At 37.8% G+C, this 16,007-nt stretch carries 17 protein-coding genes and 1 pseudogene; 17 read left to right on the forward strand and 1 reads right to left on the reverse strand.

Annotation, left to right across the window (positions count from 1 at the left end):
- Positions 1–153: 153 nt before the first annotated feature.
- From P163_RS06095 to P163_RS06160, 17 genes and pseudogenes are all read left to right on the forward strand, one after another.
- Entirely contained in the window at positions 154–606 is a 453-nt protein-coding gene (locus tag P163_RS06095; RefSeq protein ID WP_034888709.1) for an OsmC family protein, read from the forward strand.
- Between the two features lie 84 nt (positions 607–690).
- Positions 691–925, forward strand: a pseudogene (locus P163_RS18540) (DUF305 domain-containing protein); the annotation flags it as partial.
- A gap of 97 nt (positions 926–1,022) precedes the next feature.
- Positions 1,023–3,407 carry a multicopper oxidase domain-containing protein gene (locus P163_RS06100; RefSeq protein WP_034888711.1) on the forward strand — a complete coding sequence of 795 codons (2,385 nt, stop codon included), beginning with the start codon at positions 1,023–1,025 and terminating at the stop codon, positions 3,405–3,407.
- Positions 3,408–3,422: 15 nt separating this feature from the next.
- Positions 3,423–3,857, forward strand: a complete 435-nt coding sequence (locus P163_RS06105) for a Fur family transcriptional regulator (RefSeq protein WP_034888713.1) — start codon at positions 3,423–3,425, stop codon at positions 3,855–3,857.
- Between the two features lie 91 nt (positions 3,858–3,948).
- On the forward strand, positions 3,949–5,352 hold the full coding sequence (gene lpdA / locus P163_RS06110; protein WP_034888715.1) for a dihydrolipoyl dehydrogenase: 1,404 nt from the start codon (positions 3,949–3,951) through the stop codon (positions 5,350–5,352).
- Positions 5,353–5,610: 258 nt separating this feature from the next.
- Positions 5,611–5,859, forward strand: a complete 249-nt coding sequence (gene acpP, locus P163_RS06115) for an acyl carrier protein (RefSeq protein ID WP_034888717.1) — start codon at positions 5,611–5,613, stop codon at positions 5,857–5,859.
- 77 nt (positions 5,860–5,936) lie between these two features.
- Positions 5,937–6,728: a cation transporter gene (locus P163_RS06120; RefSeq protein WP_034888719.1), complete on the forward strand. Its 792-nt coding sequence runs from the start codon at positions 5,937–5,939 to the stop codon at positions 6,726–6,728.
- A 48-nt stretch (positions 6,729–6,776) separates the two neighbouring features.
- Entirely contained in the window at positions 6,777–7,457 is a 681-nt protein-coding gene (locus P163_RS06125) for a lipoprotein signal peptidase (RefSeq protein ID WP_034893989.1), read from the forward strand.
- 2 nt (positions 7,458–7,459) lie between these two features.
- Positions 7,460–8,458 (forward strand): sodium:calcium antiporter, encoded by a 999-nt coding sequence (locus P163_RS06130; protein WP_034888721.1) that lies wholly within the window; start codon positions 7,460–7,462, stop codon positions 8,456–8,458.
- Between the two features lies 1 nt (position 8,459).
- On the forward strand, positions 8,460–8,636 hold the full coding sequence (locus P163_RS18445) for a hypothetical protein (protein ID WP_197055427.1): 177 nt from the start codon (positions 8,460–8,462) through the stop codon (positions 8,634–8,636).
- A 27-nt stretch (positions 8,637–8,663) separates the two neighbouring features.
- Entirely contained in the window at positions 8,664–9,980 is a 1,317-nt protein-coding gene (locus P163_RS06135; protein ID WP_034888723.1) for an APC family permease, read from the forward strand.
- Between the two features lie 10 nt (positions 9,981–9,990).
- Complete coding sequence (locus P163_RS18450; RefSeq protein ID WP_172822431.1) at positions 9,991–10,167, forward strand: hypothetical protein; 177 nt, start codon at positions 9,991–9,993, stop codon at positions 10,165–10,167.
- Positions 10,168–10,184: 17 nt separating this feature from the next.
- The gene (locus P163_RS06140; RefSeq protein ID WP_034888724.1) at positions 10,185–10,544 is read left to right on the forward strand and encodes an STAS/SEC14 domain-containing protein; all 360 of its coding nucleotides are present in this window, start codon (positions 10,185–10,187) and stop codon (positions 10,542–10,544) included.
- A 22-nt stretch (positions 10,545–10,566) separates the two neighbouring features.
- Positions 10,567–10,824: a hypothetical protein gene (locus tag P163_RS06145; protein WP_034888726.1), complete on the forward strand. Its 258-nt coding sequence runs from the start codon at positions 10,567–10,569 to the stop codon at positions 10,822–10,824.
- Between the two features lie 644 nt (positions 10,825–11,468).
- Positions 11,469–11,888, forward strand: a complete 420-nt coding sequence (locus P163_RS06150; protein WP_034888728.1) for a Fur family transcriptional regulator — start codon at positions 11,469–11,471, stop codon at positions 11,886–11,888.
- 63 nt (positions 11,889–11,951) lie between these two features.
- Positions 11,952–13,889, forward strand: a complete 1,938-nt coding sequence (locus P163_RS06155) for a heavy metal translocating P-type ATPase (protein ID WP_034888730.1) — start codon at positions 11,952–11,954, stop codon at positions 13,887–13,889.
- A 47-nt stretch (positions 13,890–13,936) separates the two neighbouring features.
- Positions 13,937–14,743: a DUF547 domain-containing protein gene (locus tag P163_RS06160; RefSeq protein WP_034893991.1), complete on the forward strand. Its 807-nt coding sequence runs from the start codon at positions 13,937–13,939 to the stop codon at positions 14,741–14,743.
- 109 nt (positions 14,744–14,852) lie between these two features.
- Here the strand turns inward: P163_RS06160 and P163_RS06165 are convergent, their stop codons facing one another.
- Entirely contained in the window at positions 14,853–15,902 is a 1,050-nt protein-coding gene (locus P163_RS06165) for a DUF4238 domain-containing protein (protein WP_034888731.1), read from the reverse strand.
- Positions 15,903–16,007: the final 105 nt, after the last annotated feature.

Consider the following 16,007-nt stretch of genomic DNA (forward strand, 5'->3'; position numbering starts at 1 on the left):
AAAAGAAATTCTAAAAACTGTTTGTCTGAAATCAAGGATTTCCTTCAGGCACAATTATTTAAACTCAATATAAATAATAGATTTTTTTTATTAAACGTTCATGGTTAAGAATGATTGTCTAAAGTAGATTTTATAATTTAAAACAAGAAAATTATGTCAGAATTCAAGGTAAAATTAGAATGGAAACTCGATTCGGAGGATTTCTCCTATAAGAATTATAACCGTACCCATCAATGGATTTTTGGAGGAGGCTCTGAAATCACTGCATCTGCAGCTCCGGAGTATTTGGGGAAAGCTGAATTTGTCAATCCTGAAGAAGCCTTCGCTGCTTCCCTTTCCAGCTGCCATTTATTGACTTTTCTAGCTATTGCCTCTTTTAAAAAGTATATTATAAAGAGTTATAAGGATGAAACCGTTGCTGTGGTTGAGAAAAATAAGGAAAGTAAACAGGCTGTGACCAGGGTGTTTTTACGACCTAAAGTAGAATTCTCCGGCGAACATATACCTGATGAAGAAGAAATGAAAAAAATGCACCATAAAGCACATGCTGAATGTTTTATCTCCAACTCTGTATTAACAGAGGTAATAGTGGAACCAGTTTTATAATTTCCTTCGGGGAGGTTTAAAGATTTAAGAAACATTAGAACACAGGCGATAAAACATAATCTACATGAAAAATATTATGGTTACCCCCTCCATTCAACAGCTATTTTAACGAGTGATCGTGCTCAAATTAAGGATATACGGGTAAGGAAACTCGCTGATGAAATTATCAAGGCGCAACGTAGGTAAATTATGGAAATGCAATGGTCGATCAACGATATCAGGGAAAATGGTACGGTCGAAACAGAAGAGGAAAAGAAACAGGCCCTTGCCTGAGTTTGAAGGCTTGCTTGAAGAAGAAACACGAAATCTGAATGAATAATTGAATCAATTAATACTAATTTCTAAGTTCGCTAGTAAACATTGGGAGGTGTCTTGTGCTTTTGTTACTAACTTTTAATGTCAAAATAATACTATATATGAAAACATCTCAATTGACTTTTTTTGCCTTGCTGCTTGCCTTAGTATTACAAGCCCAAACCGAAAAATCCGTAGAAGGAAACGTAGACAATTTACCTGTGCGGGAATACACGTTGACCTTGCGGGAAGAACAGGTCAACAAGGCCGGCAAGCCAGTTATGGGTATGACCGTAAACGGTCAGATACCCGGACCCACATTAGATTTTAATGATGGGGAATATGCCATAATTTATGTGAAGAATGAAATGAGCGTGGAGACATCCATCCATTGGCACGGCTTGTTGTTGCCCAATTTTTATGATGGGGTACCCTACCTTTCTACACCGCCCATAGAACCCGGCAAAACCTTGAAATATGAATTTGCAATAAAACAATCCGGCACCTATTGGTACCATTCCCATACCATGTTACAAGAACAAAGTGGGGTTTTTGGCCCTTTGGTCATCCAGCCCAAAGAAAAAACTTTGGAATATGATAAGGAACTGGTATTGATACTATCTGACTGGACCAATGAAAAGCCCCGGGATGTAATGCGGTTTTTAAAACGGGGCACCGAATGGTACAATATAAGAAAAGGAACCGCCACACCGCTTAACCAGGTTATTGCCAGGGGGGCGCTGGGCGCGCAATTTGAGTTTTGGAGACAACGTATGGAAAGTGCGGATATAGCAGATATTTACTATCCTGCCTTTCTCATCAACGGAGAGGAAAAAGTGGATTATCCTGAATTCAAACCCGGGGAAAAAGTCCGTCTCCGTATCATTGATGGCTCTGCCTCCACTTCGTTCTGGATGACATTTGGCGGCCCGGACCCTTTGCTTGTCTCGGCAGATGGGTTGGATGTTGTTCCCGTAAAAAAGAACAAAACATTCATTGCGGTTGCGGAAACCTACGATTTCATCGTGACCATACCGGAGAATGGCAAACTTGAATTTAAAATTATGGCCCAGGATGGCTCCGGTACCGCAACTGCTTATTTGGGTAAAGGCCCGATCATTGATGCACCGGACGTTCCCAAGCCCGATAAGATAGGAATGATGCAGCAAATGGCCAAAATGAAGATGAGAATGGGCGCACCCGGCTTAAAATTTAGGCCTAATAAGGTAGATCCTTATAAAATGGCTGAGGATTGGGGTATGCAAAAGGTCGATTATATGCAGATGGAAGGAATGAAGGAAATGGATATGGGCACAATGAATAAGGACGAGTCCAAAATGAAGGGTATGGCAATGAAAAAGGATTCAATCCAGATGGATCCTTCCAAAATAGCAAAGATGGACACCAAAAAGGATTCCGATATGAAAGAGCCTGTTCAAATGGATGATATGAATCAAATGAAAATGAACGAAAAAGACGGAATGCAGGGAATGGATATGTTTTCGCAATACAACTATGACTACCTGAAGTCGGCAGAAAAGACCAGCTATGATCCCGATGTGCCCGTAACCGAAATCCTATTGAACCTTACCGGGAATATGCAACGCTATATTTGGAGTATGAACGGTGTTCCTCTATCTGAAGCAGATAAAATAAAGATCAAGGGAGACGAGGTAACCAGGATTACCTTCAACAATTTGACTATGATGCACCACCCGATGCACCTTCACGGCCACTTTTTCAGGGTGATCAACGAGAATGGGGAATATTCCCCTCTAAAGCACACGGTCAATGTTCCTCCAATGCAACAGGTAACCATTGAATTCTATGGCAATGAATACGGCGATTGGTTTTTCCATTGCCATATCCTTTACCATTTAGTAAGTGGTATGGCACGCATTGTAAGCTATGACACCCCTAGGGATCCAAGGCTAGAAGAATATCCGGTCTCCAAGCTTCTGGATGAGACCGATCAGTATTATTCCTATGGAATGATAGATGCAGCATCACATATGACCACATTGAACCTTATTTCATCCAATATTCGTAACCAATTTAGTTTCAGGGGAGAATACGGGTGGAACAAAAATATGGAGGTAGAAGCTGCTTATGATAGATACCTTTATGATTATTTGACTGTTTTTGGCGGTATAAATGTCGAAAATGAAATGGAGGATAGCCTCGATGAGATAACAACAACGGCAATAGCAGGGGTACGATATCTTACGCCCTACTTATTTACATTGGATGTGAGGATGGATAGTAAGCTACGCCCGCAGATTAGCTTGAGCCGTGCAATCAGTATTTTTCCACGAACAATATTGTTCGGAATGTACGAGTACCAGGCAGATTTTGGGTGGGTAGATGAACTGCCTCAAGGAGATAATTTCAAAAAAGAGATTACTTGGAGCACAGGTATTGAATATTTTTTATCCAAGAATTTTTCCCTGATGGGAAGTTATGATAACCGCTTTGGTGCCGGTGGAGGACTCTCTCTAAGGTTTTGATACTGTAAAATTTCGATGACCAAAACGGAAAAAATATTATCAAATTACGGTATTCGACCTACTAAAATGCGGTCGAAGATATACAAGTTCCTAAAAAGGAAACAAAGTGCCGTGTCCTTTTCCGATTTGAAAAAGGCCTTTGTTCAAAAGAGCGATACAAATAAGACAGCAAACAGAACTACCTTTTATCGCAGCCTCAAGACTTTTGAGGATAAAGGGCTCATTCATCAGATCAACGATGGGACAGGAGTGGCAAAATTTGCGATTTCCGGAGAAAATGCCAAAGGTAATCACGGTACAGATTTACATATGCACTTTCATTGTACCGATTGTAGGAAAACAATCTGTTTACCAAATAAGATACCGGAAGAAAGCTTGCCGGACGAATATGAGGTAAACAATGTGAATTTAGTCTTAATAGGGATATGTAAAAAATGCAGGGAGAAATAACAGGTGGAGGACTAGAACTTTAAACCCTTGCGCCTAATGATTAGGTTCAGGTTTCTTGTACCTTCTCTAACTTAAACAACATTATGTAACTATGGAAAAATTTGATGTAACTATTATAGGATCTGGTCCGGGTGGGTATGTAAGTGCCATCCGTTGCGCCCAGTTAGGTTTAAAAGTGGCCATTGTTGAAAGGTATAGCACCCTGGGAGGAACCTGCTTAAATGTGGGCTGTATCCCATCAAAAGCCTGGCTGGAAGCTTCTGAACATTATTACAAACTCAAGCATCAATTTGAAAATTTTGGGATTGATGTAAAAGAAGCAAATGTCGATATTATAAAAATGAACCAAAGGGTTCAGGACGTCGTAAAGGAAATCATCAATGGCGTTGACTATCTGATGAAAAAAAACAAGGTTACCGTTTATGAAGGCCACGGCACTATCAAGGACAAAAACACGATTGAGATTAAGGGCGAAGATAAAACGGAAACCATAGAAACCGATAAAATCATTATTGCCACCGGGTCCAAACCCGCTTCATTGCCCAATATTAAAATCGACAAAAAGCGCATTATCTCTTCTACCGAAGCCCTTGCCCTACGGGAAATCCCCAAGCATTTAATGGTCGTTGGCGGTGGCGTTATCGGTGTTGAGATAGGTTCCATATTCGCCCGTTTGGGCTCAAAGGTTTCCATAGTAGAATATTTTGATAGCCTCATCGCCACTATGGATGGTGCGCTGGGACATCAATTGCACCGTTCCCTAAGAAAACAGGGAATTGATTTTTATCTACAGCATAAGGTGACGGATGCAACAGCAACGGATAACAAAGTGGAGTTGAAAGCGGAAAACCTTTCCGATAAAGAAGAAATGGGTTTAGATGGCGATTATTGCCTTATGGCCATTGGCCGAAGACCGTACACCGCAAATTTAGGACTTGAAAATATAGGAGTGGAAACCAACGAAAAGGGACAGATAACGGTGGATGAGAACCTCGAAACCAACGTCAAGGGAGTTTATGCCATAGGGGATGTAATCCGCGGGGCAATGCTTGCCCATAAAGCCAGTGAAGAAGGTGTTTTTGTAGCCGAAACGATTGTTGGCCAAAAGCCCCACATTAATTATTCGCTCATCCCAAATATCGTGTACACCCAGCCCGAGGTCGCCGGCGTAGGCTTGACGGAAGAAGAATTGAAAAAGGCCAATAGAAATATAAAAATAGGCTCTTTCCCTTATAAGGCAAACGCACGGGCAAAGATAAGTATGGATACCGATGGTTTTATAAAGGTAATCGCAGATAAGCGGACCGATGAAATATTGGGGGTGCATATGATAGGCCCACGCATTGCAGACAGTTATACCGAAGCGGTGGTAGCGATGGAATTTAGGGCATCTGCCGAAGACATTGCAAGAATGTCACACGGGCATCCCACATTTTCAGAGACCTTTAAAGAGGCGTGTCTGGCCGCTACAGATGATAGGGCATTGCATATTTAATATATACAATAACTGGCACAATAAAGAATATAAAAGATGAAGAAACTTCAGCAATTGACCAAGGAAATTAACGAATTGACATTGAGAATTGAGCAGGACTACCCTGAACTATACCAATATCTCGATGAAAATCCTATTACAATCCCTGATTGCGAAACACGGGAGCTTTCCGTCAGCTCGTTCGTGGAATATTTGGATAGCTTGAAGTCAATTTTTGAAAGATATATAGAATCACATAAATAAATAAATGAAGAACGGATGGAAGATTTTAAAATAAGGTTCAACAAGCTCTTGGTCAATAAATTTGGAAGATATCCAAACCTATTGAGACCGGAAGCAAATTTTAGGGAAGACCTGGGAGCCGATATTTTGGATATGGTGGAATTGATGCTGGAGTTTGAAAATGAGTTCAATATAACCATCTCAGATGATGAAGCCGACAAAATAACTACCCTAGGCGAAGCCGAGACATATATTAAAGATAAAATTAAAAATAGTAAATCTTAACAAAAGTGGAGCAAACTTGAATATTTCAAACACCAAGTAATCAAGCTTTAAATTAAATAATCCAGTAGCATATATAAATGAATAAGAGCACTTTTATAATAACTAAAATGGACTGTCCCTCGGAAGAGCAGATGCTCCGGATGAAGTTGGAGACTTACACCCAAGTTAAATACCTGGATTTTGATATACCCAACAGAAAGTTGGAAGTGTACCATATAGATACGATCGAAGAGATACGTTCATCAATTGCAGAATTAAAGTTCAATGAAAAACTTCAGGGAACCGAAGAAGCCGAACCTCCTGTAATGGAAGACCAATCCAAACAAAAAAAGATTCTTTGGTGGGTCTTGGGAATCAATTTTGGCTTTTTCGTTATCGAAATGACCACGGGGTGGATCTCTTCTTCTATGGGCCTTATTGCAGATTCACTGGATATGCTGGCAGATTCGATAGTATATGCGCTAAGTTTATTTGCAGTAGGTGGTGCCATTTCCAGAAAAAAGAAAGTTGCAAAGTTTAGCGGGTATTTTCAGATGGCCTTGGCAACACTGGGGTTTATGGAGGTATTGAGAAGGTTTTTCAGTGAAAGTGAAACTCCATTATTTCAATGGATGATCATTGTTTCCATTTTTGCCCTACTAGGAAATCTCATTTCACTTTGGTTGATCAACAAGGCCAAAAGTAAGGAGGCGCATATGCAGGCCAGTGCTATTTTTACTTCAAATGATATCATCGTAAACGGAGGGGTAATACTGGCCGGTGTTTTGGTCTATTTTCTGAATAGCAAATGGCCTGATTTGGTAATTGGCGGAATCGTTTTCACGTTTGTGATGCGGGGCGCCATAAGGATATTGAAACTTTCGAAATAATTAAATATGTGATACACAATATGTATAGGTAACAACAACAAGATGATTATGAATAAACGAAATGTAGCATTATTGATTTTACTGTTGTTGGTAATAGACCAGGCCATAAAGATTTATGTGAAGACCCATTTTTATTATGGCGAGGAGTACTACGTATTTGGCCTGGATTGGTTTCGCTTGCATTTTTTGGAAAATTCAGGAATGGCCTGGGGCTTTAAATTTGGGCAGGGATATCTGGCCAAATTTGTTTTAATACTATTTCGTTTCGTAGCCGTTATTTGGGGGACTTTTTACATCAAAAAGATGATACGCGAGGGATATGCAAAGGTCTTTATAGTCTGTGCAGCATTTATATACGCAGGTGCATTGGGTAATTTGATTGACGGTGCATTTTACGGACTGATTTTTGAAAAAAGTGATCCGGCATTACAGAACATTGCAGAAATATTCCCATCAGGCGGTGGTTATGCTGGATTTTTAAATGGCAATGTGGTGGATATGTGGTTCTTTCCAATTATTGATACAAGGCTTCCGGAATGGCTGCCATTATTGGGAGGCAATGAATTTACTTTTTTCGACCCTGTATTCAATACCGCAGATGTTTGGATTAGCACGGGGGTTATTTTACTCCTGATCTTTCAAAACAAACAAAGAAAAGACCAGAAAATATCGGATAAGAAAAAGTTGAAATATACTGAAGGTTACAGAACAATTATAAAAATAGATTAGTTATGAACGTCTGGCTTTGGGTAGTAGTATTGGGGTTGGCAGCTTGGGCTGCTCATTGGGGTGCGGACCAACTCCTGACGCCTTTAAAGATGCTCCGCAAACAATGGGGCCTGACGGCTTCAGCAGGAGCCGCTTTTCTTGCTATTGTAACGGCGAGCCCCGAAGTGGCCATAAACATTACCAGTGCGGCACGAGGTGTTTCGGATATTGGCCTGGGCAACCTATTGGGCTCAAATATCATTTCCATTCCGTTAATGGTTACCATAGCCTATTTCGCTTCGCGAAAGCGTTTCAAGAACAATGATGAGCATCAAAAACACCTAGATAATAAGGTACTATCCTTGAACAAACGTTCTGTTTCGGTATTATCTATCCCCTATCTGGCAATTATCGGTTTGGTGGCTATATTAACGCTTCCCAAAGCCTGGCGTGGCCTTCAGCCCATTGACGGTTGGATTATGCTCGCGGCCTATGCCGCCTTTCTGGCCCACGCCATCATAAGAGGCAGGGAAAAGGGAAAAAAAGTGGAGTGGGACAAAAAACAGATTTGGTTATCGATTGCCGGAGCTATGGCGATAGCGGTAGGAGCTTTTTTCATCGTAAAGGCCACTGAAAATATTGTTTCGGCCCTAAGCATCTCTGAAATCGTTGGCGGATTGTTCATCACGGGTATAATGACCACCGCGCCTGAAATATTCAAGACCTGGAGCGTGGTAAAGGGTGGCGAGGTAACAGCGGGCACCACCAGCGTGATTGCGGATAATGCCGTTACGATGACGGTGGCATTTTTCCCGTTGGCACTGGTAACCACCCCTATCGAGGATTTCCAGTTGTTCTGGGTCAATCTCGCATTCGTGGGCCTTATGCCACTTTTGTATTCCCTATTTATTCATCAAAGCAAAGAACTTCACGGTTTTAACAGATGGCAGATATTCGTGTTCGATGCGGCGTATATAATTTATCTATTGACGATGGTGTTTTTTGTTCTAAAACTATTTTAAAATGAAGGATGACCTGTTCAGTGATTACCAAGAAAGGCTCAATGTGCTGGATGAAAATATTAGAGCATTAGCATTAAAATATGCGACGGATTTCCATTTGAACAACAAATGCTCTAAAGACGAGGCTATTGAGCGTGGCATCGTAAAGGCAGAGATGGAAAAAAGAAATTTAAAATAATCGAATGGAAAATAAAATACATATAAAATGGCAGAATTAAAAAAATCATTAGGTACCCTTCGACTCACTTTTTATGGTGTAGGAACAATTGTGGGTGCAGGTATTTATACAGTTATAGGCGCAGCAGCTGGACAAGCGGGCACAGACCTTTGGTTGAGCTTTATTTTTGCTGCGATTGCTGCTGGTATATCGGCTATGTCCTATGCCGAATTATCTTCAACTTATCCTAATGCAGGAGCAGAATTCATATTTGTAAGAAAAGCTTTTCCAAAGGTGGATATACCCTCATTTCTCACTGGGTGGACAATTGCTTTTCATAGCTCGGCTACAATTGCAGCAGTACTATTGGCTTTTGCTGGATATTTCAATACATTTTTTAGTGTACCCTCTCTATTGATTAGTTATGGCATTTTAATATTGCTCTCATTGGTAAGTATTACGGGCATTAAAAAATCATCTACAGCAAATATTATAATGGTCAGCATTCAACTATTGGGGTTGTTGTTATTGATAGTGTTTGGACTTATGGAAACTGGTCCACCCAAGGCAGAGTTTTTTAAAGTAGAATCAATTTCCGGTACTTTGGCAGCTACGGCTACATTATTCTTTATATATACAGGATTTGAACATATGGCAGCTTTAGGTTCAGAAGTTAAAAATCCTGGGAAGACAATTCCTCGTGCTTTTTTATTGACTATGGTAATTACCACAATCATTTACTTGTTTATTGCATTTACGGTTTTAAATATCGCAGATCCTTCTGCTTTGGCAGGAGTGGATTCGCCATTATCACTTGCGGCATCTAACCTAAACAGTTGGTTGCCTATCGTCTTAGCAATTGCTGCACTTTTTGCCACAGCTAATGCTGCTTTTAGCGGTATTATTTCAATAAGCAGGTTGCTTTTTGGAATGGCAAGTGTTGGAGAGCTACCAAAGTTTATGACCAAAACAAATGCCCAAAAGGTCCCTTGGGTTACAACCCTCGTGGTTATGGCGACAGTTGCTGGGTTTTTACTCTTGGGCGATATTAAAATTGTAGCAGGTATGTCTTCCTTAGGTGCTTTGCTTGTATTTGTAGCCGTAAATATTGCACTTATTGTACTACGGTTTAAAGCACCTGAGCAAGAACGACCTTTTAAAGTCCCTGTAGCTATAGGTAGAGTACCAATATTACCCATTGTGGCGATACTTATAAGTCTTTCCTTAATAATCCAATTCAATTGGCAAGTTTACACCGCTTTCGTAGGTGCCATAATTGTGGGTATTGTACTGGATTATTTTTTGGATAAAAAATCAAAAGAAAACATAGATCCTGAAAAGGAAAAAGAATTGTTCAATCATTAAATAAAAATATATGGATTGGATGTTCGAAGATTTTAAAATAGACCTAGATTCCCTTAATCCGATGATAAGGAAAAAAGCAATTGAAATTGCTAAGCAGTTGGTTATAGAAAAAAAATACACAGATAAGAAAGCCATTGCTGAGGCTATTGTGCAAGCTGAAGAATGGTTTTACGATTTGGAAGGATAAGAATTAAAACTAAAATTATGTTACAAATATTAGAACTAACAAAGAATAATATTATGGCCACAAGGGCTGAAGGGAAACTGACCGATATGGATATCGAAAAAATCCATCCGCTTATTCACGCTATTTTGGATAGGAAAATGAAAGTACGATGGTATTTTGAGATGGAAAATTTTACGGGATGGGATTTACCTGGGCTTTGGGAGGACCTGAAAATGGATACTGCTCACGCCAATGACTATGAAAAAATAGCAATGGTAGGTGAAAAAAAATGGCAAGACTGGATTACCCAATTTATGAAACCTTTTACAAAAGCAGAAATAAAATATTTTGATTTAACCCAGCGAGATGAAGCAAAAAATTGGATTGGAAGCAATTAAAAGTTAATTATTTTCAATAATAATGATACATAAAAAGAACTTATTAATTACCATTTTAGTAGGCTTTGCGATTGGCCTATTTATTATCCAGCCTTTGGGTATCACACTATTCAAATATAACATTGAAGGAAATTTTGATATATGGTGGCAAGCACTAAAAGATACTTTTAACCAAATTATTGAGTTTGAAGATTATGAACAGATTATAATAAATATTCTATTTGGTTTTTTAGGTTCTGCTCTTACTATGATGTATTATTTGGGGTTAAAACGAAAATAGTTTTTTTGGAAATTTGATTTATGAATAAACAGGTGTTACATTTTATTAAACACATGTTAGAAACTAAGAATGAGAGCGTTCTCGCAAAAAAATCACTAAGAAAGATAAAAAGTAGACATATATTTTAAAATGCTTGATATTCATGGTTATGATTTTAAGCAAATCTTAAAGTAAATGCTTCTTATATTTGTGATTAAGGAAAAATGGCATTTGTTTACAAAAAGAAATGGGAGGAATGGGTAATTAAGGTAATTGATTTTTTTACAAATTATTAAGTAAGATGTTTCCATTTAAAGAATAAAGTATTTTTAAATTTTAACAACATTGAAGTTCTATCTGAAACCGACAACATTGCCGAGTTAATTGTTATGGTTTCTATTGAAGATAAATTTGTTGGATATGTAATCTTTGCAGATTTAGGTGTGGCTTTGTTGAACATACTTTATACCGTGAGGCTATAGAAGAGGAAGTGGTTAATATGCATTGTAAAAAACTATATTTTTATGAGTAATTACGGGAACTTCTGAGGCAGAAATTATTCAAATTGGAGATCCAAAAGACAAAATTGATTTTAGCACTGTGACATAGCAATCACTAAAAATAAAATTGATGGAGAAGGCGCACGTACATTAAAAAGTAATGAGATGACACAAAATATTGAAGATTTTCTAGAAACTAAATACATAAGGCCAACGGCCATGCGGATACTTACTTTTAAATTTCTGGATGGGCAACAAGTAGCGACCAGCCTTACAGATATTGAGCAAGCTTTTAATAGATCTGAAAGAACGACTCTTTATAGAACTCTAAAAACTTTTGAGGAACATGGAGTGGTTCATAAAATTGATGATGGATCAGGAGTTACAAAATATGCACTTTGTGAAGAAAATTGCCGGTGCGATGTAGATACAGATCTTCACCTTCATTTTCATTGTAATAATTGTGGGGAAACAGTGTGTTTGACCAATCATAAAATACCACAAATAAATTTACCAGAAGGATATTTAGCTGAGGATGTTAATTTGGTAGTAAAAGGCATTTGCGAAAAGTGTAACAGGTTTTAATGCACTACAATTGCAGTGCTATGAGCTGTATTTTTGTAAAGAATAAACTTAAACACAGCCTACATGTCAAATAAAAAGATTGTTTTAGAAGATACAACCCAAGGTTGTTGCGGATCCTGTGAATCCACTTCTGAAAAATCAAAATTCAGCATTTATCTTCCTGCCCTATTCAGCTTTCTAATGCTAACTATAGGGTTAATAATCGATAATTTTCTGAAAACCAGTTTCTTTAGAGGATGGTATAGAATTGGTTGGTATTCTTTAGCCTATCTCCCTGTAGGATACCCTGTATTGATGCTTGCGATAAAAAACATTCTTAAAGGAAGTTTTTTCACAGAATTTTTCCTAATGTCCATCGCTGCTATTGGAGCTTTTGCCATTGGAGAATATCCGGAAGGGGTTGCAGTAATGTTATTTTATGCAGTTGGCGAATTGTTTCAAGAGTCTGCGGTAAAAAGCGCAAAATCTAATATTAAAGCACTCTTAGACGTTCGGCCAGACATTGCGTCTGTATGGCGAGATGGAGCATATTTACAAGTACATCCAGAAGATGTTAAAGTAGGAGAATTAATTCAAATTAAAACAGGTGAAAGAATCCCATTGGATGGAAAATTAATATCAGGAAAAGCTGAATTGAATACCTCGGCACTTACCGGAGAAAGTAAACCTTTAATTGTTAAAAAAGGAGAAACCGTTTTAAGTGGATCTATAAATTTAAATGGAGTAATTGAAGCTGAAACCACAAAAATATTTAATGAAAGTTCTGTTGCCAGAATCATTGAGTTGGTTCAAAATGCGAGTTCCAGAAAAGCTAAAACAGAACTGTTCATTAGAAAATTTGCTAAGGTGTACACTCCTTTTGTGGTGATCTCGGCAACTTTGCTAACATTTATTCCCTATTTTATAATAGATAATTATGTTTTTTCAGAATGGCTGTATAGAGCACTTATTTTTCTTGTAATTTCTTGCCCTTGTGCCCTTGTGATCTCTGTACCCCTAGGATATTTTGGCGGATTGGGAGCAGCCTCAAAAAAAGGGATCTTATTCAAAGGAGCTTCTTACCTAGATGAAATCACTAAGATCAATACCCTGGTGATGGATAAAACTGGAACGGTTACCAAAGGGGTTTTTAAAGTACAAGAGATTGAAACAAATGGGACAGAAAAAGAAGAATTTCTGAATTATCTAGTTGCACTAGAGAAGAAATCGACACATCCTATAGCTCGAGCGATTGCGGAAGGAATTTCAGCGACCCAAAATTTTTCAACAAAAGAAATTAAGGAGATTTCCGGTATGGGATTAACGGGGGTAGTGAATAATAAAAAAGTGCTTGTAGGGAATGCTGGTTTATTAGATAAATATAAAGTGGAGTTTCCAGCTTCCATCCATTCTATCGTAGACACAGTATTATTAGTTGCAATCGATGGGTTATATGCTGGTTTTGTAACTGTTGCAGATGAATTAAAGGAAGATGCAAATAAAACTATTCTGGAATTAAAGAAATTCGGGATAAATAAGATCGTGATGCTGTCTGGGGATAAAGACACTATTACTCAGAAAGTTGCACAAGATCTTGGGATCTCTGAAGCTAAAGGTGAGTTGATGCCAGAGGACAAACTGAATGAAGTTGAAGAACTAAAAAAACAATTGGGCAGAAAAGTTGCCTTTGTAGGGGATGGAATAAACGATGCCCCGGTTTTAGCTGTGAGTGATGTTGGCATTGCTATGGGAGGCTTAGGTAGCGATGTTGCTATTGAAACGGCAGATATAGTAATACAAACTGACCAGCTTTCAAGGATATTAACAGGTATACGAATAGGGCGATCAACCAGAAATGTGGTTTGGCAGAACATAGGTCTTGCTTTTGGAGTGAAGGCCCTAGTGTTAATTTTAGGTACAGTAGGAATGGCAACTATGTGGGGAGCTGTTTTTGCTGATGTTGGGGTTGCTTTGTTGGCGATACTAAATGCTGTACGGTTGCAGAAAATGAAATGGGTATAAAAGAATATAATACGAATTTGAAATTAGATAATAATAAAAACAGAAAAATGAAAATTATTTTTAAAACTATTGTTCTACTGTTTATTGTAGGAAGTATTCAGAGCTGCTCACTTTTAGGTGCGGCAGGAATCTTAAGCCAAGGGCAACCAATAAAGAGGATTGAAGGCAAATTAGTCTCTACAACCGCAAACTCTTCTGTGAATGTTGACCATACGATTTGGGATAATTTGTTAAGGAAGTACGTTAGCAATGAAGGTCTTGTTGATTACAAAGGTTTCAAGAAAGATTTTGAGACTTTGGAAGATTATCTGAGAATTCTTGCCACACAAGAACCAAGGGACGATTGGTCTATACAGGAATTGCTTGCCTACTACATCAACTCTTATAATGCTTACACGGTAAAACTAATTGTAGAAAACTATCCCGTGAATAGCATCAAGGATATTGATGGACCCTGGACAAAACCTTACGTGCCAATTGATGGTCGGGAAATAACCTTGGCGACTATTGAGAATGGTGTGCTTCGTAAAATGAACGAGCCTCGAATCCATTTTGCTATTGCCTGCGCATCTATTTCTTGTCCACCATTATTAAACGAGGCCTACACTGCTGGTAAAATAAATGAGCAGTTAGAGCGTGTAACAAGGGATTTCATTAATAATGAAAAATTTAATGAGATTTCAGCTACCAACCCAAAAGTATCAATGATTTTCAAATGGTATGAAAAGGACTATACCGTTAATGATAAAAAAGATGTCATTGGTTTTATCAATAATTATGCAGACACGAAGATTAACGCTAATGCTACCCTGCAATATCAAAATTATAACTGGGACTTGAACGAGCAGAAATAATTTCTCTAAATCTCACAGGTTTTGAAAACTCGGTCGAATTATTAAATTGGGTAAACTTTCCCGCTAACTTAAAAGAAGATGCCCATAATGACCACGAAGCGGGAATAATTTATCTTTTATTGCGATAGCTTTCATCCCTAATTTCTGAATAATAGCCTGACAACTTATAAGATTTAGCATGCTGAGTTTGTTTAACAAAAGATAAGTTAAGGTTCAGCATATAAGGTGTTTTATGATGTTGAACTATGACCGATTTAGTTTCATCATAGTTTGTAACGGGATCATAATATTTCAATTCCAGTTTCTTTTGATTTTTGAATTTGGTGGAATTTTCCAGCAATTGTTCAAAATGAAAGTCAGTTACATTGTTTGTGGAATACAAAACTTTATTTGCATATAAACAGGTTAAAAGATTTAAAACTCCAACATCTTTTTCATTTATTACAATCTGACTGAATTGTTTTCTATTTCCCACTTTATATATTTTGGGGTCGTACATTAATAGCATCAAATCTGGAGCTAATGGATATAGAATCTGTAAACCTTTGCTTGCCATACCATTGTGTCCAAAAGGAAATTTTCGGGATTCTAAGAATTGATTGTATTTGGAAACCGGGTTGTCACTGGTTATAATTTCTTCAGTAGTTTTATTAAGAAGTAGCTTTATTTGCATATCTCTCATCATTGGCAGGCTCTTAAGTAAAATGTCCATTGTTTTTTCAATTGCATCATCGTAAGCAAAGAAATATTTGTCATATTCAAAATCTTTGAATTGAGATTCAAATTTCATTGCAGTTTTCATTGTTTTATCAATTATATCATTGAACTCATCTGCATGTGCTCGCGTGCGATAGGCTTGAAGTAAAATAAATAGCCAAATCCAATAGTAGTCATCGGAGTTATTTTTAGGTAAAGTTTTTGTTTTAACTACTTCCTTTAGAATAATAGAGGTGGTATCCTCAATGGTTCCAAACCATTTTTCTCTTTCTAAATCCTTACCATAAAAATATGATTCTTGTGCTTGGCTCGCTAAATCTGCTTGATGAATAATTTCACCGGATTTTTTTAAACATAATTTTATGTGTTTTTGATTATGCTTAATACTGAAAAATTTCAAATAAAATTTTGGAACATAATGTTGTTTCTTTTTTTCGGACATAAAAATCTTAATAGATCACCAATTTAAATATTCTTAATCTTTTCATCCTTTTTGATATGAATATTTTTCCCATTCGATTCCACTCAGCCCATTCCTCTACATTCC

The organism is Gillisia sp. Hel_I_29 (assembly GCF_000744275.1).
Taxonomy (GTDB): Bacteria; Bacteroidota; Bacteroidia; order Flavobacteriales; family Flavobacteriaceae; genus Gillisia.